Annotated in this window: 26 protein-coding genes; 10 read left to right on the top strand and 16 right to left on the bottom strand. The window is 64.7% G+C overall.

Annotated elements, in window-relative coordinates; all coding sequences use genetic code 11:
• Window positions 1-246: 246 nt before the first annotated feature.
• Window positions 247-1089 carry a CarD family transcriptional regulator gene (locus ACVIN2_RS18515; RefSeq protein ID WP_456766641.1) on the top strand — a complete coding sequence of 281 codons (843 nt, stop codon included), beginning with the start codon at window positions 247-249 and terminating at the stop codon, window positions 1087-1089.
• Window positions 1090-1205: 116 nt separating this feature from the next.
• Here the strand turns inward: ACVIN2_RS18515 and ACVIN2_RS18510 are convergent, their stop codons facing one another.
• Window positions 1206-1577 carry a winged helix-turn-helix transcriptional regulator gene (locus ACVIN2_RS18510; protein WP_456766640.1) on the bottom strand — a complete coding sequence of 124 codons (372 nt, stop codon included), beginning with the start codon at window positions 1575-1577 and terminating at the stop codon, window positions 1206-1208.
• A 109-nt stretch (window positions 1578-1686) separates the two neighbouring features.
• On the opposite strand from ACVIN2_RS18510, the gene ACVIN2_RS18505 reads away from it, so the two are divergent.
• Complete coding sequence (locus ACVIN2_RS18505; RefSeq protein ID WP_456766639.1) at window positions 1687-2397, top strand: glutathione S-transferase family protein; 711 nt, start codon at window positions 1687-1689, stop codon at window positions 2395-2397.
• Between the two features lie 37 nt (window positions 2398-2434).
• On the opposite strand, the gene ACVIN2_RS18500 is transcribed toward ACVIN2_RS18505, so the two are convergent.
• Genes ACVIN2_RS18500 through cyoA form a run of 7 tightly spaced genes read right to left on the bottom strand, consistent with a single transcriptional unit; the run spans window position 2435 to window position 9359 of the window.
• Window positions 2435-2968: a response regulator transcription factor gene (locus tag ACVIN2_RS18500; RefSeq protein WP_027515183.1), complete on the bottom strand. Its 534-nt coding sequence runs from the start codon at window positions 2966-2968 to the stop codon at window positions 2435-2437.
• Entirely contained in the window at window positions 2958-4337 is a 1380-nt protein-coding gene (locus tag ACVIN2_RS18495) for an ATP-binding protein (RefSeq protein WP_456766638.1), read from the bottom strand. Before ACVIN2_RS18495 ends, ACVIN2_RS18500 begins: the two co-directional genes overlap by 11 nt.
• Window positions 4309-5169: an SURF1 family protein gene (locus ACVIN2_RS18490; protein ID WP_456766637.1), complete on the bottom strand. Its 861-nt coding sequence runs from the start codon at window positions 5167-5169 to the stop codon at window positions 4309-4311. The genes ACVIN2_RS18495 and ACVIN2_RS18490 overlap by 29 nt, the downstream gene beginning before the upstream one ends.
• Window positions 5170-5182: 13 nt before the next feature.
• Window positions 5183-5563, bottom strand: coding sequence for a cytochrome o ubiquinol oxidase subunit IV (cyoD, locus tag ACVIN2_RS18485; RefSeq protein WP_456766636.1), 381 nt, complete (start codon window positions 5561-5563; stop codon window positions 5183-5185).
• Entirely contained in the window at window positions 5560-6189 is a 630-nt protein-coding gene (cyoC, locus tag ACVIN2_RS18480; RefSeq protein WP_007599270.1) for a cytochrome o ubiquinol oxidase subunit III, read from the bottom strand. Before cyoC ends, cyoD begins: the two co-directional genes overlap by 4 nt.
• On the bottom strand, window positions 6190-8187 hold the full coding sequence (gene cyoB, locus ACVIN2_RS18475; RefSeq protein WP_247405786.1) for a cytochrome o ubiquinol oxidase subunit I: 1998 nt from the start codon (window positions 8185-8187) through the stop codon (window positions 6190-6192).
• Window positions 8188-8198: 11 nt separating this feature from the next.
• A complete protein-coding gene (cyoA, locus tag ACVIN2_RS18470) occupies window positions 8199-9359 on the bottom strand; it encodes a ubiquinol oxidase subunit II (protein WP_456766635.1) in 1161 nt (386 codons plus the stop codon).
• Between the two features lie 182 nt (window positions 9360-9541).
• Between cyoA and ACVIN2_RS18465 the strand changes: the two genes are divergently transcribed.
• Entirely contained in the window at window positions 9542-10867 is a 1326-nt protein-coding gene (locus tag ACVIN2_RS18465; RefSeq protein ID WP_007604615.1) for an MFS transporter, read from the top strand.
• A gap of 9 nt (window positions 10868-10876) precedes the next feature.
• Here ACVIN2_RS18465 and ACVIN2_RS18460 read toward each other — a convergent pair whose 3' ends face one another.
• Entirely contained in the window at window positions 10877-12268 is a 1392-nt protein-coding gene (locus tag ACVIN2_RS18460; protein WP_018452960.1) for a M48 family metalloprotease, read from the bottom strand.
• Window positions 12269-12399: 131 nt separating this feature from the next.
• Complete coding sequence (locus ACVIN2_RS18455) at window positions 12400-13239, bottom strand: thermonuclease family protein (RefSeq protein ID WP_456766634.1); 840 nt, start codon at window positions 13237-13239, stop codon at window positions 12400-12402.
• A gap of 204 nt (window positions 13240-13443) precedes the next feature.
• On the opposite strand from ACVIN2_RS18455, the gene ACVIN2_RS18450 reads away from it, so the two are divergent.
• The 3 genes from ACVIN2_RS18450 to ACVIN2_RS18440 all read left to right on the top strand — a co-directional run bounded on the left by ACVIN2_RS18450 (window position 13444) and on the right by ACVIN2_RS18440 (window position 16338).
• Window positions 13444-14649, top strand: coding sequence for an ABC transporter substrate-binding protein (locus tag ACVIN2_RS18450; protein WP_018452962.1), 1206 nt, complete (start codon window positions 13444-13446; stop codon window positions 14647-14649).
• 136 nt (window positions 14650-14785) lie between these two features.
• Window positions 14786-15574 (top strand): enoyl-CoA hydratase, encoded by a 789-nt coding sequence (locus tag ACVIN2_RS18445; protein WP_456766633.1) that lies wholly within the window; start codon window positions 14786-14788, stop codon window positions 15572-15574.
• A gap of 2 nt (window positions 15575-15576) precedes the next feature.
• Window positions 15577-16338 carry a hypothetical protein gene (locus tag ACVIN2_RS18440; RefSeq protein WP_456766632.1) on the top strand — a complete coding sequence of 254 codons (762 nt, stop codon included), beginning with the start codon at window positions 15577-15579 and terminating at the stop codon, window positions 16336-16338.
• A 177-nt stretch (window positions 16339-16515) separates the two neighbouring features.
• Here ACVIN2_RS18440 and ACVIN2_RS18435 read toward each other — a convergent pair whose 3' ends face one another.
• The 3 genes from ACVIN2_RS18435 to ACVIN2_RS18425 are packed head-to-tail and all read right to left on the bottom strand — an operon-like array spanning window position 16516 to window position 19592.
• On the bottom strand, window positions 16516-17334 hold the full coding sequence (locus ACVIN2_RS18435) for an enoyl-CoA hydratase/isomerase family protein (protein WP_456766631.1): 819 nt from the start codon (window positions 17332-17334) through the stop codon (window positions 16516-16518).
• 15 nt (window positions 17335-17349) lie between these two features.
• Window positions 17350-18510 (bottom strand): acyl-CoA dehydrogenase family protein, encoded by a 1161-nt coding sequence (locus ACVIN2_RS18430; protein WP_456766630.1) that lies wholly within the window; start codon window positions 18508-18510, stop codon window positions 17350-17352.
• A 17-nt stretch (window positions 18511-18527) separates the two neighbouring features.
• The gene (locus ACVIN2_RS18425) at window positions 18528-19592 is read right to left on the bottom strand and encodes an acyl-CoA dehydrogenase family protein (RefSeq protein WP_456766629.1); all 1065 of its coding nucleotides are present in this window, start codon (window positions 19590-19592) and stop codon (window positions 18528-18530) included.
• A gap of 239 nt (window positions 19593-19831) precedes the next feature.
• Here ACVIN2_RS18425 and ACVIN2_RS18420 point away from each other — a divergent pair, with 239 nt between their 5' ends.
• Window positions 19832-20617, top strand: a complete 786-nt coding sequence (locus ACVIN2_RS18420) for an SDR family NAD(P)-dependent oxidoreductase (RefSeq protein ID WP_456766628.1) — start codon at window positions 19832-19834, stop codon at window positions 20615-20617.
• A 130-nt stretch (window positions 20618-20747) separates the two neighbouring features.
• On the opposite strand, the gene ACVIN2_RS18415 is transcribed toward ACVIN2_RS18420, so the two are convergent.
• On the bottom strand, window positions 20748-21020 hold the full coding sequence (locus tag ACVIN2_RS18415) for a GlsB/YeaQ/YmgE family stress response membrane protein (protein WP_196236584.1): 273 nt from the start codon (window positions 21018-21020) through the stop codon (window positions 20748-20750).
• Between the two features lie 31 nt (window positions 21021-21051).
• Window positions 21052-21633, bottom strand: coding sequence for a YidB family protein (locus ACVIN2_RS18410; RefSeq protein WP_456766627.1), 582 nt, complete (start codon window positions 21631-21633; stop codon window positions 21052-21054).
• 158 nt (window positions 21634-21791) lie between these two features.
• On the opposite strand from ACVIN2_RS18410, the gene ACVIN2_RS18405 reads away from it, so the two are divergent.
• Both ACVIN2_RS18405 and ACVIN2_RS18400 read left to right on the top strand, forming a co-directional pair.
• Window positions 21792-22793 (top strand): 2-dehydropantoate 2-reductase, encoded by a 1002-nt coding sequence (locus tag ACVIN2_RS18405; protein ID WP_456766626.1) that lies wholly within the window; start codon window positions 21792-21794, stop codon window positions 22791-22793.
• Window positions 22794-22829: 36 nt separating this feature from the next.
• Entirely contained in the window at window positions 22830-23045 is a 216-nt protein-coding gene (locus ACVIN2_RS18400; RefSeq protein ID WP_456766625.1) for a hypothetical protein, read from the top strand.
• Between the two features lie 165 nt (window positions 23046-23210).
• Here ACVIN2_RS18400 and ACVIN2_RS18395 read toward each other — a convergent pair whose 3' ends face one another.
• Complete coding sequence (locus tag ACVIN2_RS18395; protein ID WP_456766624.1) at window positions 23211-23843, bottom strand: hypothetical protein; 633 nt, start codon at window positions 23841-23843, stop codon at window positions 23211-23213.
• Window positions 23844-24051: 208 nt separating this feature from the next.
• On the opposite strand from ACVIN2_RS18395, the gene ACVIN2_RS18390 reads away from it, so the two are divergent.
• Window positions 24052-25569: an AMP-binding protein gene (locus ACVIN2_RS18390; protein ID WP_456766623.1), complete on the top strand. Its 1518-nt coding sequence runs from the start codon at window positions 24052-24054 to the stop codon at window positions 25567-25569.
• Window positions 25570-25588: the final 19 nt, after the last annotated feature.

Genomic DNA, 25588 nt, shown 5'->3' with positions numbered 1-25588 from the left:
CACATTGAGCCGAACCCTGGTTAGCCCCGTCGGCCCCGTTGGGTTCCCGTGAAACCAAATGTCGAACAGGGGCGTGGCAGTTTCCGCGCGCAGGCTGTGTCACAGAAAACGCGTAAAAAGAGTACTTCAGCGAAGGCTTCCCATAAGGACGCCAAGAAAGTCGCCGCGGCCAGCCGTAGCGCATCCAAGGGTCGGACCGCGACGAAGGCGCCGGCTGCAAAGTCCTCGAAGAACAAAAGAAGCGCAATGCCTAACAAGACTGCCAAGCCGGCCGCGAAAGCGACCGTTGCCAAGCCTGTTGCCGCCAAGCCTGCCGCAAAGCCCGCTGTTGCAAAGACGCCCGCTGCCAAGGCTCCCGCTGCCAAGCCCGCCGCGCCGAAGGCTCCTGTTGCTGCTGCTCCCGCCAAGGCCCCTGTCGCTGCCGCCAAGCCGGCCGTGAAGCCCGCGGCTGTTGCGCCGAAGGTCGAGGAAAAGAAGGTCGTGACCCAGCGTCAGGGCTTCAAGGCCAACGAATTCGTCGTCTATCCCGCTCACGGTGTCGGCCAAATCCTGGCCATCGAGGAGCAGGAGATCGCCGGCGCAAAGCTCGAGCTGTTCGTCATCAACTTCATCAAGGACAAGATGACGCTGCGCGTGCCGACCGCCAAGGTCGCCAATGTGGGCATGCGCAAGCTGTCGGAGCCCGCGCTGGTGAAGCGTGCGCTCGAGACCCTCAAGGGCCGTGCCCGCGTCAAGCGCACCATGTGGTCGCGCCGCGCCCAGGAATACGAAGCGAAGATCAATTCGGGCGACATCGTCGCGATCGCGGAAGTCGTGCGCGACCTCTATCGCTCCGAGTCGCAGCCGGAGCAGTCCTACAGCGAACGCCAGCTCTATGAAGCCGCGCTCGACCGTCTCTCCCGCGAGATCGCGGTGGTGCAGCACTCGACCGAGACCGAAGCGGTCAAGGAGATCGAGGCCCAGCTCGCCAAGAGCCCGCGCCGCACCGGCGCCAAGTCCGAAGCCGCCGAAGGCGAAGGCGATGCGGACGCCGAGGGCGAGAGCGACGAGACCGATGGCGGCGCCACGGTCGCCGACGAGGCCGCGTAGGCCTCTCGCGCGTTCATCGCAACAGATCAAAAGCCCGGCCATTTGGCCGGGCTTTTTGTTTCGGAGGGGCGGTCAGCGGGCGGAATTGCTTTGAGCCTATGCGGTCCTGAACGGGATCAAATCCGCGACGCGCTTCCCGAAGCGCCGCGCCCGGTCTCGCGGTGGTCTCCGCCCGCGTCAGTCGCAACCGTTGACCACCAGGCGCCCAACGCATCGATCAACGGCACCAAGGTGTGGCCGGCGGCGGTCAGATCGTACTCGACCCTCAAGGGGTATCCGTCGAATTCCGTGCGGGTCACGATCCCGGCGTCCTCCAGTTTGCGAAGCTCGAGGGCGAGCATCCTGTGCGAGATGGTCGGATTGTCCCGACGCAAATCGCTGAACCGTTTGGTGCCCTGCTTCAAATAGTAGATCAGAAGCGTGGGCCACCGGCCGCTCAGGATCTGCATCACTTCCTCGATGGGACATCTCGAAACGAGATCTTTCATCGGCGGACTCCAGGTTACAAAAATGTTCGCAATTTACATGATGGAGCGAGCGACTAGGGTTCGGGACCGCTGCGCAGCGTGATCATAAGAAATCACGGAGAATAGATCGATGGACCCAATCCTACTTTACGGCTTCCCGATGGGAAGCTCCATGGGACTCGTTGCAGCTCTTGAATGGCTGGGCAGGCCATATCGCCTGTGTCGCGTCGACATGCTGGGCGAGATGCTGAGCCCGTCATATGCCAGGATCAATCCCCGACACGAGACGCCTGCACTCATCACGGACGAGGGCAATGTGCTGACGGAAACCATGGCGATCGCGGCTTGGCTCGAAGCCCGGGACACCGAACGGCGCATCAGCTTTGATCCGTTGTCGCCGCAAGCCGATCGCATGCACCAGCTGATGGCGTTCGTGAACACCGGCTTTACCGGCGCCTTCGCGCCGCTTTGGGTCGCAATGGAAGGCGTGGCGATGGACGACACCATGCGCTCGGCTTTGCGGGACTTCGGAAGGAGAAAGGTGATCGAACGCCACGACAAGCTCGAAGCCATGATCGAACCGACAAGGTTCCTGCTCTGCGACCGGCCGACCCTCGCGGACGCCTTGCTGGCAGGTGTGGCGCGCTGGCTCGACTTCCACGCCGTCGCGGAGAGGAGCCGCTGGCCAAAGCTGGCGGCGCTGCGCCAACAACTCGAGGCCGATCCCGGGGTCATCTACGCCACCGCTGTGGAGAGCGGGAGCAATGATTCGGGAGCAGGTCCCTGCGCAGGCCATATCGCGCTGGCCGACATCATCGCCCGATATGGCAGGCAAGCCTAGCCAGTGGGGAGGAGGAGCGGCTTCGATCCGCTCCTCCCTACTTCACCGGCCGCTTCTCGAGCTTCCGCGCCAGGGTCCGGCGGTGCATCCCGAGCCGTCTTGCGGCTTCCGAGATGTTGAAATCGGTCTCGATCAGGGTCTGGTGGATGCGTTCCCATTCCAGCGTCTTGATCGATGTCGGCCGGGCGTCGAGCGCGACCTCGGCATTACCTGCGGCCTTGTTGAAGGCGGCCTCGATGTCGTCGGTGTTCGACGGCTTGGCCAGATAGTGGCAGGCGCCGAGCTTGATGGCCTCGACGGCGGTGGAGATGCTGGCAAAGCCCGTCAGCACCACGATCAGCATCTCCGGATCGTGCGTGTGCAAGAGCTCGACGCAGGCCAGCCCAGAGGCGCCCCCGAGCTTGAGGTCGACGACGGCATAGCCGAACGATCGCTCTTCCAGGACCTTCCGCACCTCCTCGATCGAGGCGGCGAGCACGACCTCGTAGTCGCGGCGCTCGAACGAACGCTTCAGGGTGCGCGCAAAGCCGGCATCGTCCTCGACGACGATCAGCGAACGGTCAGGCGTCAAAGCTGCCTCCGATCGCGAGCGTTGCGAGCGGCAGCGTGAGGCGGACCGTCGCGCCGCGCTTCCTGTGGTTCTCGGCGGTCACGCTGCCCCCTAACTTGCGCACCACGTTCACCACCAGGAACAGGCCGAGCCCGCCGCCGGCGCGGCCCTTGCTCGACTGATAGGGCTTTCCGAGCTGGGCCAGCATCTCCGGCGCAAAGCCGGGGCCGCGATCGCTGATCGACAGCACGAGATGATCGCCCTCGCGCCCGGCAACGAGCTCGACCCAGTCGCGCGAGACCTCGTAGGCGTTGTCGAGCACGTTGAAGATCACCTGCTTCAGCGCGACGTCCGAGACGATCGCGACGTCCTCGCCGAAGGTGTTGACGAAATACAGCGTGCGTGCCGAGCGCGCGTCGCGCCACTCTTCCACCAGCGCGGTGACGAAAGCCGCCACCGTCGTCGGCGACGATCCTTCGCCGCGGGCTTCGCCCGCCGACACCAGGATGCCCGTCACGATCGACTTGCAGCGTTGCAGCGAGGTCTCCATCTCCGCCAGGTCCTCGGCCAGCTCCTGATCGGCCGCGAGGTCGGGCATGCGGCGCCAGTCGCCGAGGATGACCGAGAGCGAGGCGAGCGGCGTGCCGAGCTCGTGAGCCGCGCCGGAGGCGAGCAGGCCCATGCGCACGATATGATCCTGCTCGGCGGCATGCTGGCGCAGCGCCGCCAGATGCGCGTCGCGCTCGCGCAAATTCCTGTTGATGCGGGTGACGAACACCACCAGCAGCACGGCGTTGAGCACGAAGCCCAGCAGCATGCCGGCAACCGTGAGCGTGTAGGTCTCGCTCAGCGGGTTCGGCGGCAGATCGAGCGGCCGATAGGCGACGGTCAGCCAGACGAAGCTCGCGCAGGTCAGCGCGACCAGCGACCAGGTCGAGCGGCCATCGAGCAGCACCGCGCCCAGCGTCACCTGGAGCAGGAACAGCGAGGTGAAGGGATTGGTGGCGCCGCCGCTGAGGTAAAGCTGCGCGGTCAGCGCGGCGACGTCCAGCATCAGGGCGACCAGCAGCTCGTTGTTGGTGATCGCGGCGCGATGGCGCACCCAGACCAGGCTGGAGATGTTGAGAAATATCAGGGCTCCGATCACCGCGCCCATCCGGGTGAGGGGCAGGGGAATGCCGAGCCAGACATGCACGCCGCCGATGGTCACGATCTGGCCGACCACTGCGGTCCAGCGCAGCTGGATCAGCAGCGCCATGTTCTTGCGGTTGGTCTCGTCGTCGGTCGGCGCAGCGCCGATCAGCTCGCTGCGCGCGTCCGCCTGCGATTGCAGCGTGACGGCGTCATGCGTTCTTCCGTCGTCAGGTGGGCTCGACGATCGTTCCAGCATCTGATCCCGTCCTGCGGGCGCCGGCATCGGAGCCGCCGACCGCTTCGTGGACGAAGCCGCTCCAGGGCTTCCTGCGGCGGAACAGTCCGCCGCCGAATGTGACGATAAGTCTGCCGGCTAGCATGAAAGCCAGGGCAAACCACGTCAGCGCGTAGATCAGGTGGTTATTGGGAAAGCTGATCACGGTCAATCCGCCGATTGGGCCGCTGCCGGATTGTGATCCAGCGTCGGCATCGACGAAGAAGGGCGCGACATGGTCGAGGCCGCGTGCCGCCGCAATCGCAGCGACATCCCGCGAATACCAGCGATTGTGCTCCGGCACGTTGGTCCTGAGGAATCCGCCTTTTGGCTCCGTGATGCGCAAGAGGCCGGTGATCTCGACCTGGCCGTCCGGATTGCCGTCCCGGCGCGTCGAGGCGTCGCGCCGCTCGGACGGCACGAAGCCACGGTTGACCAGGACCAGCGTGCCGTCGCTACGCTGAAGCGGCGTCAGCACCCAATAGCCCGGACCTTCGTCGGTGACGGCCTGAACCAGGGTCTCGCGATCATGCAGGAAACGGCCGGAGACGCTGACGTGCCTGTATTCGTCGTTTGCGGCGGAGACGGTCGGCCATGCCGCCGGCGAGGGGATCGGCTGGGCCGGAGCATGAACGCGCTGCTCGACGCGATCGATCAGCGCCAGCTTCCAGGCGCGGCGCTCGACTTGCCAGACGCCGAGCGCGATCAGAACTGCAATGGCCGTGAGCGAGAGGACCGCGAGCCACAAGGACGGGCGCGCGACCTTTCCGCGAGCCCCGTTTGCCTTGCTTGTCACGGTCCGGGTCTTGCTCACTTCAGAGCCTCGCTCATTTCATACCGGTCATCTGGTGGATCGGCATCATGTTGCTGTTGAGGTGGTTCATCACCCACAGCGAACCGGACAGCGCGATCACCACCATGACGATGGTGAAGATCAGCGCCATCATGCTCCAGCCGTTCTCGGACGTCGTGTTCATGTGCAGGAAGTAGATCATGTGCACGACGATCTGCACGACCGCGAAGGCCATGATCACGAGCGCGGTGATCTGCTTGCTCGGAAGCGCGCCGCTCATCACCAGCCAGAACGGGATCGCGGTGAGCACGACCGAGAGCACGAAGCCGAGCATATAGGTCGAGAACGAGCCGTGGGCGTGGCTGTCACCGTGGTGATGATCGTCCGCGTGGGCGGCGTTGATATCGGTGTTCATCGCAGAACTCCCAGAAGATAGACGAAGGTGAAGACGCCGATCCAGACCACGTCCAGGAAGTGCCAGAACATCGACAGGCACATCAGGCGGCGGCGGTTGGCCTCGATCAGGCCGAACTTCCAGACCTGCACCATCAGGGTCACCAGCCAGATCAGGCCGCAACTGACGTGCAGGCCGTGAGTGCCGACCAGGGTGAAGAAGGCGGACAGGAAGGCGCTGCGCTGGGGCGTCGCGCCTTCATGGATCATGTGGGCGAACTCGGACAGCTCGATGCCGATGAACGCGGCGCCGAACAGGCCGGTGATCGCCAGCCAAATCTGGGTCTGCGCGATCTTGTTCTGCTGCATCGTCAGCATGGCGAAGCCGTAGGTGATCGACGACAGCAGCAGCATCGAGGTGTTGACCGCGACCAGCGGCAGCTCGAACAGATCCTTCGGCGCCGGACCGGCGGCGTAATTGCCGCCGAGCACGCCGAAGGTGGCGAACAGGATTGCGAAGATGAGACAGTCGCTCATCAGATAGATCCAGAAGCCGAGCGAGGTGCTGTAGCCTTCCGGATGCGGGTGTTCGTCGGCGAGGTAGAACACCGGCTCGCCGGTTTGCGTGGGATTGACAGCGACAGTCATTTACTTGGCTCCGGCGAGCAGTTTGGTGCGCGCGTCCTCGGCCCGGATGACGTCCTCGGCCGGAATGTCGAAATCGCGGTGATAGTTGAAGGTGTGACCGATGCCGACGGCGAGCATCGCGATGAAGCTCGCGGCCGCCAGCCACCAGATGTACCAGATCAAACCGAATCCCATCGCGGTGGCAAAGCCGGCGAGGATGATGCCGGTGCCGGTGCTGCTGGGCATGTGGATCGGCTTGAACCCGGTGAGCGGGCGCTGATAACCGCGCCTCTTCATGTCCCACCACGCGTCATTGTCGTGAACGACGGGAGTGAAGGCGAAGTTGTAGGCCGGCGGCGGCGAGGAGGTCGCCCATTCTAGCGTACGCGCATCCCAGGGATCGCCGGTGACGTCCTTGAGCTGCTCGCGCCTGAGAAAGCTGACGGCGAACTGCATCAGCATTGAGAGGATGCCGAGGAAGACCAGGAAGGCGCCAATGCCGGCGACGATGAACCAGATCTGCAGGCTCGGGTCGTCGAACACGCGGAGCCGGCGGGTCACGCCCATCAGGCCGAGCACATACAGCGGCATGAAGGCGAGATAGAAGCCCGTGACCCAGAACCAGAACGACAGCTTGCCCCAGAACGGGTCGAGCTTGAAGCCGAACGCCTTCGGGAACCAGTAGCCGATACCGGCGAACGCGCCGAACACCACGCCGCCGATGATCACGTTGTGGAAGTGCGCGATCAGGAACAGGCTGTTGTGCAGGACGAAGTCGGCCGGCGGCACTGCGAGCAGAACGCCGGTCATACCGCCGAGCACGAAGGTCAGCATGAACGCGATCGTCCACATCATCGGCAGCTCGAAGCGGATGCGGCCGCGATACATCGTGAACAGCCAGTTGAACATCTTCGCGCCCGTCGGGATCGAGATGATCATCGTGGTGATGCCGAAGAAGGAGTTGACGCTGGCGCCAGACCCCATCGTGAAGAAGTGGTGCAGCCAGACCAGGTAGGACAGGATGGTAATGACCACCGTGGCGTAGACCATCGAGGTGTAGCCGAACAGCCGCTTGCCCGAGAAGGTCGATGTCACTTCCGAGAAGATGCCGAAGGCGGGGAGAACCAGGATGTAGACCTCGGGATGACCCCAGATCCAGATCAGGTTCACATACATCATCGGGCTGCCGCCGAAATCGTTGGTGAAGAAGTTGGTGCCGACGTAGCGGTCGAGCGAAAGCAGCGCGAGCACGACGGTCAAAACCGGGAAGGAAGCGACGATCAGCACGTTGGTGCAGAGCGCGGTCCAGGTGAACACCGGCATCCGCATCATGGTCATGCCGGGGCACCGCAGCTTGACGATGGTGCAGATCAGGTTGATGCCGGACAATGTCGTTCCGACGCCCGCGACCTGTAGTCCCCATATGTAATAGTCGACGCCGACATCCGGACTGTAGCCGATGTTCGACAGCGGCGGATAAGCGAGCCAGCCGGTGCGGGCGAATTCGCCGATGAACAGCGAAGCCATCACCAGCACCGCGCCGCCGACCGTCATCCAGAAGCTGAAATTGTTCAGGAACGGGAACGACACGTCGCGCGCACCGATCTGGAGCGGCACGACGAAGTTCATCAGGCCGGTGACCAGCGGCATCGCCACGAAGAAGATCATGATCACGCCGTGGGCGGTGAAGACCTGGTCATAGTGATGCGAGTTGAGATAACCCTCGGAGCCGCCGAAGGCGAGCGCCTGCTGCAGCCGCATCATCAACGCGTCGGCGAAGCCGCGCAGCAGCATCACGATGCCGAGGATCATGTACATGATGCCGATGCGCTTGTGGTCGACGCTGGTGAACCACTCGCTCCAGAGATAACCCCAGACGCGGAAATAGGTCAGGCCGGCAAGCATGATGAGGCCGCCGGTCGCCACCACCGCAAAGGTGCCGACGACGATCGGCTCGTGCAGCGGCAGCGATTCGAAGGTGAGCCGGCCGAAGATGAGCTTGAGAAGATCAGGAGACATGCGGGATCTCTTTACGAATCTGACTTCGGACGTTGTCCGAGGAAGAAGGACGAGGACTTCAGCGGTGTGAACGTCGGCCGCTTCAGGCCGGCGCCGAGCAGCGGCGCGGTGTCGACAGGCGCCGCGATGGAGGCGGTGGTCCTGCCCTGCGGCGCCTCGGGCGTGCAGGTGCCGGCGACGAAGCTCGGCTCCGGCCCAAGCGCCGTGCCGCGGCGGGCGTATTTGTCGTAGGCCAGCGGCAGGGTGTTGTTCAGGCCCTCATGGCCGAGGCCGCCCTTGGCGTCGATCGCCATCATCTCGCTCTGGCACATCTTGCCGGTCTCGACGCACATGTTGAGGATCAGGCGGTAGAGATCGGAATCGACGGTGCCGAAGCGCCGCACCGGCTCGTTCTGGCTGGGCTTTTCGAGCTGGAGATATTCGGCGCGGCCGAGCGAGCCGCCGCCGGACTTGGCGCTGGCGATCCAGGCGTCAAAGCCCTTGTCGTCGAGACCCTGGAAGTTGAAGTGCATGCCGGAGAAGCCGGCGCCGCTATAGTTCGCCGAAAAGCCCCGGTAGGTGCCGGCGTGGTTTACGACGGCGTGGAGCTTGGTCTCCATGCCCGGCATCGCGTAGATCTGGCCGGCCAGCGCGGGGATGTAGAACGAGTTCATCACCGAGGACGCGGTGATGCGGAAGTTGATGGGGCGATCGACCGGAGCTGCCAGATCGTTGACGGTGGCGATGCCGTAGTCCGGATAGATAAAGAGCCACTTCCAGTCGAGCGCGACGACGTCGACCTCGAGCGGGGCCTTGGACTGGTCCACGGCGCGGTCGGCATGGATGCGGCCGAGCGTGCGATAGGGGTCGAGCAGATGCGTGCCCATCCAGGTCAGCGCGCCCAGGCAAACGATGATCAAGAGCGGCGCCGACCAGATCACCAGCTCGAGGCTGGTCGAGTGGTCCCATTCCGGCTCGTAGCGGGCGTCGGTGTTGGACTGGCGGTAGCGCCAGGCGAATAGCACCGTCAACGCCATCACCGGGACGACGATCAGGAGCATCAGGACGGTGGAGATGATGACGAGGTCGCGCTGCTGCGCGGCGATATCGCCGGCCGGCGCCAGCACGACGTAGTTGCAGCCGCTGAGCGCAACCGCCAGGGGTAGCAGCGCCAGGATCTTGAAACGGGACACGGGCCGAGCCTTATGAGAATGAGTTTCTTTTGCGGGACCAAGGGGTAGCTGCGGCGCAGCAATCCGGACATTGGACAATTTGTCCAATGTTGCAGTGCGGGATGTTGCGCCAGACAGGGCTAGGTTGCCTGGCGCCTTGCCGGGCGGTCGGCTTTGGTTTTCAGGACGTTAAGGGCGCACGAATGGCGATGGCACAGACCCCCGCAATGGCAGACCACTCGGGCGAGCACGGCCACGACCAGGCCAGTCCAGGCGAGATCGCTATCGGCGTCATCATCGGCCGCACCTCGGAATTCTTCGACTTCTTCGTCTTTGCGATCGCCTCGGTGATCGTCTTCCCGCGCCTGGTGTTTCCGTTCACGAGCGAACTGACCGGCACCCTCTATTCCTTCATGATCTTCGCGCTGGCCTTCATGGCCCGGCCGATCGGCACCGTCATTTTCATGACGGTCGACCGCGAATACGGCAAGACGGCCAAGCTGATCTCGGCACTGTTCCTGCTCGGCACCGCCACCGTCGCGATCGCGTTCCTGCCCGGCTATCACGAGATCGGCGCTGCCGCGATCTGGCTGCTGGCGCTGGCGCGCATCGCACAGGGTCTGGCCTGGGGCGGCGCCTGGGACGGCATGGCCTCGCTGCTGGCGCTGAACGCGCCGCCTTCGAAGCGTGGCTGGTACGCGATGGTGCCGCAGCTTGGCGCGCCGCTCGGTCTGATCGTGGCGAGCGGGCTGTTCGCCTATTTCGCCGGAAATCTCTCGGCCGACGATTTCTTCGACTGGGGCTGGCGCTATCCGTTCTTCGTCGCCTTTGCCATCAACGTCGTGGCGCTGTTCGCGCGCCTACGCATGGTGACGACGGAAGAATATGCCTCGCTGTTCGAGACCCGCGAATTGCAGCCCTCGCGCATCTCCGAGACCGTCGCGCGCGAAGGCCAGAACATCATGCTCGGTGCGTTTGCGCCGCTGGCAAGCTTCGCGCTGTTCCACATGGTCACGGTGTTTCCGCTGTCCTGGGTGTTCCTGTTCACCCGCGAAAGCCCGGTGCGCTTCCTGATCATCGAGATCGTCGCCGCCGTGTTCGGCGTCGGCGCGATCGTGCTCTCCGGCGTCATCGCCGACCGCGTCGGCCGCAAGTCGCTGTTGATGGGATCGGCGATCGCGATCGCGATCTACAGCGGCTTCGCCCCGCAACTGCTCGATGCTGGCGCGTTCGGCGAGACCATCTACATGGTGATCGGCTTCATCCTGCTCGGCCTGTCGTTCGGCCAGTCGTCGGGCGCGATCGCGTCGAACTTCAAGCAGGCCTATCGCTACACGGCCTCGGCGCTGACCTCCGACATGGCCTGGCTGTTCGGCGCAGGTTTCGCACCGCTGGTCGCCCTGTTGCTTGCGACCAATCTCGGCGTCATCGCTTCGGGTGCGTACCTACTGTCAGGCGCGTTCTGGACCTTGCTCGCGCTCTGGCTCAGCGGCCAGCGCGAGGCCGGCGACATGGACGCGGGCGGTTAGGCTCAAGCCTCAATCCGCCACGACCTTCACACGATCACGCACCTTCACCTGCGCGTTGCGATCGAGGCCGTTGAGGACGCGAAAACGCTCGGCCGGGTGATCGACGCCGGCCATGCGGTGGGAGAGCGATTCCACGGTGTCGCCGGGCTGCACGGTGATGACCTTGATGCGCAGCGGGCGCGCGGCCTGGATCTCGTCGAGCGTCAGGCGGCGGAATGAACCGACGGTCTCGCGCGCATTGCGCTCGCTCTCGGTCGATTTCTGCCGGGCCGCGAAGATGAAGCGGTAGACGTCGCTGCCGAAGCGCAACGCATAGACCTTGAACTGCCACTGGTCGCCCTTGGCGGTGGCGGACGCAGCCGGAAAACCGTTGATGGTGATGTCCTCGGTGGAGGCCTTCTCGACGCCCTCCATCCAGCCGGAATTCAGGTAATCGCCGAGCGACTGTTCGGCCGGCACCCGCACGACGTCGAAACGCATCGCCTGCGAGCCGCCGTCGCGCACGCCGATCACGGCCTGCGCGGTATTGTCGAGCGTAAAATTATCCGGTGCCTGGAAGGTGAAGCCGAGCTTCGGATGCAGGAAGCGCCGGCCGCGGACAAAGCCTTCGCTGGGGTCTTCGCCGTAGACGAGATTGTCGATCGCGGCGAGATAGGTCTCGCGGTCGCGCTCGCCGCCCTCTGGCGCAGCGTATTGCCGCGCGATGGTCTGCGCGTTCTGCACGCGCTCGGGCGTTGCCGGATGCGACGAGGTGAAATCCTGTGCGCGCGGATCGAGCGAGGTCTTGCCGACCTTCAGCTCGGCATTGCGCTCCATCGCCGAGAGAAAGCGTGCGGCACCATAAGGGTCGAAGTGGGCCTTGGCGGAGATGCCGACGCCGACGCCGTCGGCCTCGAACTCCTGATTGCGCGAAAAGCTCGCCATGGTCAGCTTGGTCTTGGCGAGCGCGAGCGCCGTGAGATCGGGATCGTTGCTCATGTCGGTGACGACGCGGGTGACGATCGCGGCCTGGCGGGCCTGGTCCTCGCGCATCGCGGCGTGCTTCGACAGCACATGCGCCATCTCGTGGCTGAGCACGGAGGACAATTCCGAGGTGTCGCTCGCCAGCGCAAGAAGACCGCGCGTGACATAGAGCTGGCCGTTCGGCAGCGCGAAGGCGTTCACCGCGCCGGAATTGAGGATCGTGACCCTGTAACCCTGGTCGGGGCGGTCGGACGCCGCGACCAGCCGGTCGACGGTCTTGGTGACCAGCGATTCGAGCCTGGGGTCGTCATAGGTGCCGCCATAGCTCGCCAGGATGCGCTCGTGCTCCTTCTCGGTGGCGGGGGTCTGCGCGACGGCCGGCTTCGGCTTGGGCATCGCGACGGTCGGCGGGGCCGCCGCGGTCTGGAATCGGCCCATATCGCCGCAACCGGCAAGGGCTGAACCCAGCACGAGGCATAGCACAGCCGGCGCTGCCCGCAGGCGGCGTTCACCTCGTCCGTGCCGTCCTAGCACCCCATTCACGTCGCTTAACCCGTGCCTGGCCCCTTTTAGGGCCTTACCCCTGTCGGCTCGTTTGCGCCCAGCAACTCGATTTGTCCCACGAGGCGTACATCGATACGCGGCCCCGTATTCCCCTCAGCCCAGCCCCGGACACGAATACGTTTATTTTCCAGAGACTTAAGGGCGATCCCGGCGCTTTCGAACGCGGGTACCATGCGCTTTGAAATAGTCACGGCGAAGCCGCGTGTCCAGATTCGTCCGAAGTTGAGGTAGGTCATTGCCCCAGCTTGCCGGACCGACAGGACTTTGCCCTCGACCACCACAAAACGCCCGATCCCCGCCAAAATATCGTCCGGACTTTCCGCGTTTTTTATGGCCGACGGGTCAGCCCAGCTGCCCTTTTTTTGGCGCCTCGCCTCGGCCTCCGCCGCCATCAGGGCGGCCGCGCAGTCCTTATCGGCGATCTCGGCGGAGACGATGGCGTCGCCCTGGGCGAGGAGCGTCGCCTGCACGGAGATGTCGCTCTCGCCGACAAAGACCAGCGCGCCCTGGCGACCATAGCGGTCGGGCGTGTCGTCGGCGCTGCGGAGGATCACGTCGCGACCGACCAGCAACGAAGTCAGCGCCTGCTTCGTGGTCGCGGTCGGCTCGATGCCGGTCAAGCGGATTTCCCGGCCGTCATCGAGACGCAGACTGCGCGCATCGATCGCGGTGACGCGGCCTTCGCCCTGGGACTCGAACTGGCACGGCGTGGCGGACGCACCGCAAGCCGCGACCAGAAGACATGCGACGATGAGATGAAGCAGTCGCGTCACGTTGCCCGGAAAGGTTGCGTTGCGCTCCAACCATAACCCAAGCGCGGTGGGGCGCGAAGACTGTTTGTTCATACTCCGTCATTGCTTCGCTGCGCTCGCAATGACGGCGGAGGCACTCTTCCGCATCTCGTCATTCCGCTTTGCGGAAAGCGCGTGTCGATCGTTCATCTGCATCGTCCCGCGCGCTTGCTGCGCTGTCGCGCATGCGGCATGATTGCGACAACACCAATAACCAAGCCGCCATTAGAGACAGGCGATCAAGGGAGGTCTTTTTCGATGAAGCATGTTTTGTCGGGCATTTTCGCTGCTGCGCTGGCGCTGAGTGCAAGCGCCGTGCAGGCGCAGGACAAGCCGCCACTGAAGATCGGCGGCATTCTCGACATGTCGAGCCTGTATGCCGACATCACCGGCCCCGGCAGCGAGACCGCGGCCAAGATGGCCGTGGAGGACTTTGGCGGCGAGGTGCTCGGCCGCAAGATTCAGGTGCTGGCCGCCGACCACCAGAACAAGGCCGATCTCTCCGCCAACATCGCCCGCGACATGCTCGACAATCAGGGCGTCGAGATGATCTACGACGTCGCGGCCTCCGCGACCGCGCTTGCCGCCGGCGAGATCGCCAAAGCGCGCAACAAGATCATCATGTTCAACGGCCCGGGCTCGATCCGCCTCACCAACGAGGCCTGCGGTCCCTATACCATTCACTACGTGTTCGACACCTACGGCCAGGCCAATGTGACCGGCCTTGCGGCCGTGAAGTCGGGCCTCGACACCTGGTACTTCCTCACCGCCGACTACGCCTTCGGTCAGGATCTGGAGAAGGACACCAGCGCGGTCGTGACCAAGACCGGCGGCAAGGTGCTCGGCAGCGTGCGCCATCCGCTCAACACGTCGGATTTCTCGTCGTTCCTGCTCCAGGCCCAAGCCTCGAAGGCAAAGGTGATCGGGCTCGCGAACGCCGGCGGCGACACCGTCAACGCCATCAAGCAGGCGGCCGAGTTCGGCATCACCAAGGGCGGCCAGAAGGTCTCGCCGCTGCTCGCCTTCGTGACCGACATCGACTCGATCGGGCTCGAGACCGCGCAGGGCCTGTTGCTGGCGGAAGCCTTCTACTGGGATCTCAACGATGACACCCGCGCGTTCTCGAAGCGCTTCCAGGAGCGCATGAAGCGGCCGCCGACCTCGGCGCAGGCCGGCGTCTATTCTTCGGTGACGCACTACCTCAAGGCCGTGAAGGCGGCCGGCACGACCGACGCCGCGACGGTGATGAAAGTGATGAAGGAGACGCCGATCAACGACTTCTTCGCCAAGAACGGCAAAATCCGCGAGGACGGCCGCATGTTGCACGACATGTACCTGTTCGAGGTCAAGAAGCCGTCGGAATCCAAGGGCCGCTGGGACGACTACAAGCTGCTCGCCACCGTACCCGGCAGCGAGGCGTTCCAGTCGCTCGAGCAGTCGCGCTGTCCGCTGGTGAAGAAATAAACCTCGTCATTGCGAGGAGCGAAGCGACGAAGCGATCCAGGCTGTCTCCGCGGAAACATTTCTGGATTGCTTCGCTTCGCTCGCAATGACGAGTGTGGTGATAGACTAAGCAAAACAACGACAAGGGAGACGTCCCATGAACGACATGGTCCTGCAGAAGCTTGAAGGCGGGCTGCTCACCATCACCATGAACCGGCCCGAGCGGAAGAACGCGCTCAACCCGGACATGGTCGCCGGGCTGGTCGTGGCGGCACGGCGCGCGGCGGATGATCCGGAGGTGCGCGCGGTCTTGTTCAAGGGCGCGGGCGGCAGCTTCTGCGTCGGCGGCGACGTCAAGTCGATGGCCGAGGGCCGTGCGCCGCTGCCGTTCGAAGTGAAGATGGCGAACCTGCGCCGCGGCATGGAAGTGTCGCGCATCCTGCACCAGATGCCAAAGCCCGTGGTGGCACAGCTCGATGGTGCTGCGGCCGGCGCGGGTCTGTCGATGGCGCTGTCGTGCGACCTCCGCGTCGCCTCCGAATCCTGCAAGATCACGACCGCCTTCGCAAAGGTCGGCTTCTCCGGCGATTACGGCGGCACCTATTTCCTCACTCAGCTCCTCGGCAGCGCGCGGGCGCGCGAGCTCTATCTGACCTCGCCGGTGCTGACCGCGAAGGAGGCTCATGCGATCGGGATGGTGACCAAGGTCGTGCCCGACGCGGAGATCGACGCGGCCGCGCACGAGCTCGCACTGTCGCTGGCGCAAGGGCCCTCGATCGCGCTCGGCTTCATCAAGCGCAACATCAATAATGCCGAGCATCTGGCGCTGGAGGATTGCTTCGATGGCGAGGCAATCCACCACACCCGCTGCAGCGATACCGAGGATCACAAGGAAGCTGCAAAGGCGTTCGTCGAGAAGCGCAAGCCGGCCTTCAAGGGCGCATGACGATGGGCGCCTATATGCGGTTGCGGCAGATCTGCCTGGTCGCGCCGCAGCTCGCGCCTGTGATCACCGATATCGCTGATATCATGGGCCTCGCCGTCTGCTATCGCGACGGCAACGTCGCGAAGTACGGCCTGGAGAACGCGCTGCTGCCAGTCGACGCGATCCTGCTGGAGGTGGTCGCGCCGTTCAAGGACGGCACCACTGCCGGCCGCTTCATCGAGAAGAGCGGCGGGCGGGGCGGCTACATGGCGATCTTCTGCTGCAACGATCCCGACGAGCGCGGTCGTAACGCTAACGCGATGGGCGTGCGCACCGCCAATGTCATCGACCATGCGCCCTATCACGGCGTGCAGCTCCATCCCCGCGACTGCCGCGCCGCCTTCATCGAGTTCAACCACACCGAAGGCAGCGACGACATTTTGGGGCCTTATCCGCCGGCGGGGCCCGAGTGGCAAAAATTCATCCGCAAGGACGTGACGCAGGCGTTGACGAGCGTGGAAATGCAGAGCCCGGATCCGCAAGGGCTGGCCGAGCATTGGGGCAAGATCATTGGTGTTGCGCCGAGTGGCGGTGCCGACGGTGGGGCCGAGCTGAAGCTGCCCAATGCGAGCTTTCGCTTCGTCAAAGGCGCCAGCGAAATCATGAGCGCGCTGGAGTTTCGGGTCGCCGATGTGGCCGGCGTGCTGCATGCTGCCAGGGCGAAGGGACATGCCGTGGCAGGCAACGAGTTTTTGCTCGGTGGGGTGACGTTCCGCGTCAGTTGAGTGCTTGGTCGTGATCCGTCACCCTGAGGTGCTCGCCCCTTCGGCGAGCCTCGAAGTGCGACGGCCACCGGCGGGGCCGCTCATCCTTCGAGGCTCTCAGCGCGATGCTCGGCATCGCGCTACTCGCACCTCAGGATGACGGATCGAGAGAGGGCGTGCGGCGCGACCCTGCCGCAATCACCGCCCCCTGAAATTCGCCGTCCGCCGTTCTTCCGTGGCTTTCACGCCTTCCTTGAAATCCTCCGTCGCGCGCAGCCGGGTCTGCTCCTCGAGTTCGTGATTGGTCGCGGCCATCACGCGATCGGCCAGCCCCGCGCGCATCGTGGCGCGGGTGGAGACGAGGCCGAGCGGGGAGCATTCGGCGATTTCGCCGGCGAGCTTCAGTGCGGCCGCCTTGACCTGGTCCTGCGGCACCAGTTCGTTGGCGAGGCCCCATTTGAAGGCCTCTTCGCCGGTGACGCGGCGACTGGTGTAGAACATCAGCTCGGCGTTGTTCTTGCCGATCAGCTCGGGCAGCGTCACGGTCAGGCCGAAGCCGGGATGGAAGCCGAGCTTGGTAAAGTTCGCGGAGAAGCGCGCTTCGGGGCAGGTGACCCGGAAGTCCGCCGAGACCGCGAGGCCCAATCCGCCACCGATGGCGGCGCCCTGCACGGCCGCGACGATCGGCTTCTTGGCGCGGAAGATGCGCACGGCCTGGATGTAGAGATGGTTGATCGCCCCGAGGCTGTCGGCCGGATCGCCCTTGGCCGTCTTGTCGGCTTCGCGCGCCTCCTGAGCCTGCCGTGCCGGGTCCTGGAAATTCGCGCCGGCGCAAAACGCCTTGCCCTGCGCCGACAGTACCGAGGCGCGAATCTCGATGTCGCGATCGAACGCGTCGAGCGCGTCCGCGATCTGGTTGATCAGCGAAATGTCGAAGAAGTTGAGCGGCGGGCGGCGGATCTCGATGGTGCCGACGTGACCAACTTTCTCGACGCCGATATCTTTGTAAGTGCTCATGATGTCCTCGAATGATTAGCGCAAACCAAGCCCGCGGGCGATGATGCCGCGCAGCACCTCGGTGGTGCCGCCCTGGATGGTGAGTTTCGGCGCGGTCTTGATGGCGAAGTCGAGCTGCCGCTCCAGCGTCTCGCGGTTGGTCGCGGTCTCCTCGACGAAGGCGGCGAGATCGCGCACGCGGTGCGGCAGCTGCTGTTCCCACACCGTGCCGATGTCCTTGACGATGGAGGCTTCGACGACCGGCTCCTTGCCGGCTTGCAGCATGCCCGCGACCGAGACCGACATGCGCCGCATGGTGTGGAGCTGCGCCACCAGCCGGCCGATGCCTTCGGCACTGCGGGTATCAGGATTGGGACCAACCGCGCGAACCAGCTCGGTCAGCACGTAATAGGTCTCCAGGAAGCGCTCGGGGCCCGAACGCTCATAAGCGAGCTCGCTCGTCGCCTGCTTCCAGGCGCCGTCGACTTCGCCGAGCACGTGATCGTCAGGCACGAAGAAATCGGTGAACACGACCTCGTTGAACTCGTACTGGCCGGTGATCTGGCCGATCGGGTTCACCTTGATGCCGGGCTGCTTCATCTTGACCAGGAACTGGGTCAGGCCGTGACGCCGGTTTTCCTCGGTCGGCTGCGACGTCCGGAAGATCGCGATCATGTAGTCGGCGATATGCGCCGACGAGGTCCAGATCTTGGTGCCGTTGATGAGATAGCCGCCGTCGGTCTTGGTCGCGCGGGTCTTCGCGGCGAACAGGTCCGAGCCGGAGTTCGGCTCGCTCATGCCGATCGCGAAGCAGATCTCGCCGCGGCAAATGCGCGGCAGGATGTCCATCTTGATATGCTCAGGCGCGTATTTGATCAGAACCGGCCCGCTCTGGCGGTCGGCGACGAAGAACCGTCGCGTCGGCGCGTTGGCGACGCGCATCTCCTCCGTCACCACGTAACGTTCGAGGAACGAGCGCTCCTGGCCGCCATATTTTTTCGGCCATGTCATGCCGAGCCAACCCTTGGCGCCGACCCGGCGGGAAAATTCCGGCGCGTCGGTGTCTTCGCGATTGGGTTTGTGCGGATCGAAGGTGCCGGCGGCGATTTCCTCCGCGAGGAAGGCGCGCACTTCCTTGCGCAATTGCTCGCATTTCTCGGGCAGGCGGATCGGATCGAAACGAAGGGCAGCGGTCATTATTGTCTCGTCCCTGATCAGCGCGAAGCCACGAGCGGCCACAATTCGTCGGCGCCGCTGACGGCGATGAGCTTGCCGAGCTCGACGGCCCAGTGGCTTTCCGAACCGAAATCGTCGCGCCAGGCCAATGCCCGCAGCGAGTAGCGGTGCAGAATGTGCTCCAGGGTGAAGCCGATCGCGCCATGGACCTGATGCGCGATGGCGCCGCCCTTTTCCGCGGCTTCCGCGCATCGGATCTTTGCCGAGGCGGCTTCGAGGTAGACCGCGTCATCGAACGATCTTGCGTTGGCGATGGCGTCGGCCGCGGAGGTCGCCGCGGCAAGGGCAGCAGCCGACTCGCCGGCGAGGCGGGCGAGGTTGTGCTGCACCGCCTGGAATTTGGAGATCTTCTTCTCGAAGGCGACGCGCTCGTTGGAATAGCGCACCGAGATGTCGAGCATCGATTCCAGCGCGCCCGCGATCTGAAGGCTGCGCGCGACGCCGCCCATCAGCATCATTGTGGTCTGGTCGAAACCGCTCGGGGCGGGCTTAACGGTAATGGGCTGCGCCTTGTCGAGCGTGACGGTGTCGCTGTGGTCGTAGCCGACATTGAGCCCGGTCTCGATCCGACCCTTGCTCGCGTCGACCAGAGCGATCGAGGCACCGTCCTTGCCGTGTGCCAACACCGCGAAGTGCTTTGCCGCCTTTGCGAAGGGCACGCCGCGGGCGCGGCCGGAGAGCGCGCCGTCGGCGTCGCGGGTGATGCGATCCTTAGGCGACGCCGGCAGCACCGTCATCTCCCCTTCGGGGGATGCGATCTTCGCCTGCGCCAGCAGCCAGCCCGCCAGCATGGTTTCGGCCAGGGGAACCGCGACGGCGAAACGGCCGGCGGCGTTTAGCAGCGCAAAGCCGTCGGCAAGGCTCGCGCCGGAGCCGCCGAGATCATCCGGCACCCAGGACAACGGCAAGCCGGCCTCGCTCAGCGCCTGCCACAGCGGCGCTTGCCACGAATCCTTCTTGTCGTTGTTGACGGTCTGCGGATCGGCGAGATCGGCGAAGATTTTCTCCGCAGTCTCGACGACGATATTGTCACTCTCCGCCACAGCGTTCCCCGTGTTTTGCCATTGGCGCTTCCGGCCCCGTGGGCGGACGCGCAGGTTCTTCTTGCGCCCGATGATCCAAAAAAGCCATGGCCCTGACAAGCGCTGATCGCAGGTCAACCTGCGGCGCGGGCATGGGCGCAAGAAGGCTAATTCCGCTTAGCGGAGTTTGCTCGATTTGCAGGGCGCCGCAAACTCGCTAAACAGAACGCCGATGTTCAATCAAGGGGAAGGAAATCCGGATGGCAAAGGACAGTTTGTGCGCAATCGTGACGGGGTCCGCCTCCGGCCTGGGTGCTGCGACCGCGGAAATTCTCGCACGGAGCGGGACGCGGCTACTCATCAACTATTCCTCGAGCGAGAGGGAAGCGGAGGCGACCGCTGAGCTGTGCCGCAAAGCGGGCTCACCGGAAGTTCTGGTCGCGCAGGGCGACGTCTCGAAGGATGACGATTGCCGCAAGATTGTTGCGGCAGCCAGCGGCTGGGGCCGGCTCGACGTGCTCGTCAACAATGCCGGCACCACCAAGCATGTCGCTCATGCCGATCTCGACGGGTTGTCGGCAGAAGATTTCCAGCGTCTGTACGGTGTCAACACCATCGGCCCGTTCCAGATGGTGCGCGCGGCGCGCAGCCTGCTGGAGGCCGGCGCCAAGGCCTCGGGGCGGCCGTCCGCCGTGGTCAACATCTCCTCGGTCGCCGGCATCAGCGGCGTCGGATCGTCGATTGCCTATGCCGCGAGCAAGGGCGCGCTCAACACCATGACGCTGTCGCTGTCGCGCGCGTTGGCGCCGCTGATCCGTGTCAACACGGTATGCCCGGGCTATATCGACACGCCCTGGTTCACCAAGGGCCGCGGCGAGGCTGGCGCCAAGCAGGTGCGCGACAGCGTCGTGGCCAAGGTGCCGCTGAAGGTCGCATCATCGGCGGAAGACATCGCGCAGCTCGTCTGCTTCCTGGCGATGCCGGCCTCCAGCAACATGACCGGCGAGGTCGTGCGCATGGATGCGGGGATGCATTTGGTGACGTGAAGTCGTCATTGCGAGCGAAGCGAAGCAATCCAGACTGCCTCCAAGGCAACACTCTGGATTGCTTCGTCGCAAGAGCTCCTCGCAATGACGATGTGGGGGCCGTGTGCCTTTCCCCAGACGCCTTAGCTCGTCACCCCTTGATCACACCGCTCGCCACCAGCCGGTGCCAGATGAACAGCACCACCACGGCGCCGATGGTGGCCATGATGAATCCCGCGCCCTGGTCGGGACTGTAATGCCCGATGGCCTGGCCGATGAAGGTCGCGAGAAACGCGCCGGCGATGCCAAGGATGGTGGTGAGGATGAAGCCGCTCGGATTGTTCGGTCCCGGCGCCAGCCAACGCGCGATGAGGCCGGCGACGAAGCCGACGACGATGATCCACAACAAGCCACCCATGCTCATGTCCGTGCTCCCCTCGTTTGACTAAACCAAATCAGACTCTGCCCGCGATTTCTTGCTCGGTCGGCAGCCGTCCGTCTGGCGTCAGATGATCGACCACCTGCGGCAGATATTGGCTGAGGCCGGAGAGCAGATCGTCACGCGACAGGCCGCTCTGGGCGGACAGGCTCTCGATCTGGTCGGCGCCGAGCGCATTGGCGAGATCGCCTGGTGCGATCGCCTTGTTCTCGCCCTTGCCGACCCAGGTATTGGCAGCGTCGCCATGTCCGCTCTGCTGGAGCTGGTTGAGGAGATCGCCGAGCCCGCCGCTGAGCACGCTGCCGGCCGCGCCGCCCGCAAGCAGGCCGCCCAGGCCGCCCTTCAACAGGTCGCCGAGGCCGCCGCCAGCGCCTGCATTCACCGACGGGGGGAGATGCGTCGGCGTCGGCGCCGGGGACGGCTGCGGCGCGCTGCCGCTCTGGTTGCCGCTCAAATGTTTGAAGGCCTTCCAGGCGAGCAGGCCAAGCAGCGCCATGGTCATGGGCGACATGCCGCCGCTGGAAGAGGATTGTGAACTCGGCGTGCTTGGCCCGCGCGGGCCGTTCTGCATGCCGTTGAGGACGTCGAGCAAACCCATGGCGTTCTCCTTTGGCGCTTTCTTGCGGTAACAAGCCCCGATCGAAAACATATGAGCCTGTCATGACGGTTACAAGGCGATTGCGCCGCAACTGCGGGAATGGGCAGCAGGCACAGCCTCTGCTATCGAGGGCAGATCGTTAAAGGGGGCAAGCCGAGGTGATGACGGATCGACCGATCGTGGTGGCCGGCGCAGGCGCCATCGGATGTTTCGTCGGCGGCACCCTGGCGGCTGCCGGCCGCCGCGTCGCGTTCCTGGTGCGGCCGCGGGTGAAGACCGAGATCGAGCGGTTCGGCCTGCTTCTGACCGATTTCGACGGCTCCGAGACGAAGCTCGACCCGGGTCGCCTCGCGCTGTCGGAAGATCCCGCGATCTTCCACAGCGCCGGCATCGTGCTGGTCACGGTGAAGAGCGCCGACACGGCAGGTGTCGCCGACCAGATCGCGCAGCATGCGCCGCAGGACGCCGTCATCGTCTCGCTGCAGAACGGCGTCGGCAATGTCGCGGTACTGCGCGAGCGCCTCGGCGACCGCCGTGTGCTCGCCGGCATGGTGCCTTTCAACGTGGTCGGGATGGGCGAGGGCCGCTTCCACCGCTCGACCTCCGGCGACATTCATGTCGGCGAGGATGATACGAACACGGCCGCAGCGCTGTCGGTGCCGGGGCTCGCCATGCGCGCGAGCCGCGACATCACCGGCGTGCAATGGGGCAAGCTGATCATCAATTTGAACAACGCGCTCAGCGCCTTGTCCGATATGCCGCTCGCCGTGCAATTGGCGAACCGCGACTGGCGAAGGCTTTTCGCCGACCAGATGACGGAGGGGCTGGCTGCGATGAGGGCCGCCGGCATCACACCGGTCTCGGCGACGCCGATCCCGTCGTCCTGGACGCCCAGCTTGTTGAGGCTGCCTGATCCGATTTTCAAGCTGATCCTGGGACGGACCATGAAGATCGATCCCGAGGCGCGTTCCTCGATGTGGCAGGATTTGAAGCAGGGCCGCAAGACCGAGATCGACTATCTCCAGGGCGCGATCATCGCCCTCGCCGAGCAGAACAATGTCGACGTGCCGCTGTCGCGCCGCATTATTGCGCTGATCAAAGAGGCTGAGGCCGCGGGCAAAGGTCCACCGCGGCTGACGCCGCAGCAGGTTCGCGGGTAACGCGTGAGTGCAGGCTGCGCGACGGGAGGAGCAACGATGAAGCGTCGTCTGATGATCGGATTCGCGTTGGCCGTGCTCTGCGCCGCGTCCTCGGTCGCGGAGGCCCGGCCGCCGACGGTCATGAACTCTCCCGGCTATGACAGGCGATTGCAGGAGAGCAGGTCGCAGTTGGGGAGTTCTCCGACGACAACGGCGCCTGCGAATGCGCCGGTTGCAGCTCCCAAGCGCAGCAAGAAGAAGCCTCCGAACTGAGGCCGCATCCTTAGCCGTCGTCCTGGCGAAAGCCAGGACCCATACCGCGGAATCTATCGATAGTGAACGGTCGGAGTACCGAACTACAAGTCTGCCGCCCAACTGCTTCCTGGGGTAATGGGTCCTGGCTTTCGCCAGGACGACGGCGGGGCTTGTGGGCGCAGCTCAGCCCTTCTTCGCGGGCTTGCTCGGCGTCGGGCTGAACAGCTTCTTGATGTCGTTCAATCCATCCGACAGCCGCGGCCATTCGCAGGAGAACGAGCCCTTGGTGCAGGGGGCGCCCTTCGGCCGCGGCCGTGCGTCGCCGATGGCGGCCTGCTGGACTTTCGGCCGCTCGACCGGCACCGGCACGCGCTCGACCTCGGTTCGCAACGCGACCCGCTGGAGCTGCTGCAGCTGTTGTTCCTGCTGCTCGCGCTGCTGGCGCGCGGTGGCCTGCGCGGCTTCATTGCTGCGGCGCTGATTGGCGAGATAGGCGGTGTAGGATTCGTCGATCTTCTTCTGCTCCTCCGGCGTCGGATTGGGGCCGGCGATGTCGAAGGTGCGGTCCTGGAGGAAGTCGTAATAGGAATAGCCGCCACCTGCCTTGCGCCGGCCGGCGAATTTGGCGTTGCAGTCGGCAAGCGCAGCCGTCTTCTCGGATTTGGTCGTGGCTTTCTCGGCGGCGTCGGCGCAGGCCTCGAAGTCGACAGGCGCGCGCTTCCACCATTGTGCCTGGGCATGCGACGGCGCCAGCAGGAAAAATCCTGCTGCGGCAACCACAAGCGCCGCACGACGCGATGCAACTACGTCCGACATTCTACGAGAGCATTCCTTGCAAAACTCAACCCGAACTGAGTCGGACTGATTTTTGCCCCTTTATGGCCGGCTTGTCACCCATGGAACCGGGGAATTTCATGGCTGCGATGCTGACATTTTTTGCTTGACGTGGCGCAGGAGTCACAGCGTCACTTCGTCCTGCGGTCGCCTCATTGGCGACGCCAAGAAAACGAAGTGGAAACGCCTGATGCTGCTGCCCCTGTCCGACGTACCGCGCTGGTACGCCGAGCGCAAACCGCAAGGCACGATCGCCGTCCGTCACGGGCAGGATACGCTGACATGGGACGCGCTCGAACGCGGCGCCAATCGGCGCGCGCGGGCGTTCATGGCGAAGGGCGTCAAGCCCGGCGACTTCGTCGCGATCGGTTTGCCCAACGGCAATGCGTTCTTCGAGACTTCCTTTGCGGTGTGGAAATGCGGAGCGACCCCGACCTCGCTGTCATGGCGGCTGCCGCGCGGCGAAGCCGCCGCGGTGCTCGATATCCTGAAGCCGGCGCTGGTGGTCGGCGGCGAAACCGACTGGAACGCGCCCAACCGTCTGCCCGCGGATTTCGTGCCGGATGGCTTTTCGGACGAGCCGCTCGCCGCACCGGTGGCGCGCTATTGGAAGGCGATGACCAGCGGCGGTTCGACCGGCCGCCCGAAGGTGATCCTCGATCACCAGCCGGCAGTGATCGACACCGTCGCCACGCCGCCGCTCAACATCCCCTTCGGGGTCTCGCTGCTCAATCCCGGTCCGCTCTATCACAACGCGCCGTTCATCGTGTCGCACTATGCGCTGTTCACCGGCGGTCAGCTCACTGGCCTCGTCAAATTCGATGCCGAGGAGGCGCTGCGGCAAATTGCGCGCGAGCGCGTGCAATGGGTCAATTTCGTTCCGACCATGATGCACCGGATCTGGGCGCTGCCGGAGCACGTGCGCAACGCCTACGATGTGTCGAGCCTGCAGACCGTCTTCCACATGGCCGCTCCGATGCCACCCTGGCTGAAGGAGAACTGGATCGCCTGGCTCGGGCCCGAGCGAATCTGGGAGCTCTATGGCGGCACCGAGCGACAAGGCTCCTGCATCATCTCCGGCACGGAATGGCTGACGCATAAGGGCTCCGTCGGCAAGATCAGCGAGATGGCGCGCTTGCGCATCATCGGCGAAGACGGCAACGACGTCGCGCCTGGTGAGAGCGGCGAGATCTATTTCCTCAACAATGACGGCAAGGATGCCACCTATCACTATCTCGGTGCCGAGCCGAAGCGCCGCGCGGACGGCTGGGAATCGCTCGGCGACATCGGCAGGCTGGACGCGGAAGGCTATCTGTATCTCGGTGACCGCCTCGCCGACATGGTGCTGCGCGGCGGCGCCAACATCTATCCCGCCGAGATCGAAGCTGCCGTCTCCGAGAGCCCGGGCGTGCGCTCCTGCGTGGTGGTGGGATTGCCTGATCCGGAATTGGGCCAGCGCGTACACGCCATCATCGAGCCGGAGGGCGATGCGGACGGTCAGGCCATCGCCGACGGCATGGCGGATTTTTTGAGGGACCGGCTCAGTCGCTACAAGCACCCCGAGAGCTTCGAGATCGTCACCGCCCCGCCGCGCGACGATTCCGGAAAAGTTCGCCGCACGCTGTTGCGCGACGAGCGCGCGGCGTGGATGAAGGAGGGGCGCGCCTTCCGGATTTGGCCGGCGAAGGCGCGGGCGGACGCAGAGTAAGGGCGCACGCCAAGCAAGA

It is taken from the genome of Bradyrhizobium sp. USDA 3650 (genome assembly GCF_054057395.1).
The sequence above is the reverse complement of the archived record's forward strand: the minus strand, read 5'-3'. Positions and strand labels throughout refer to the sequence as shown.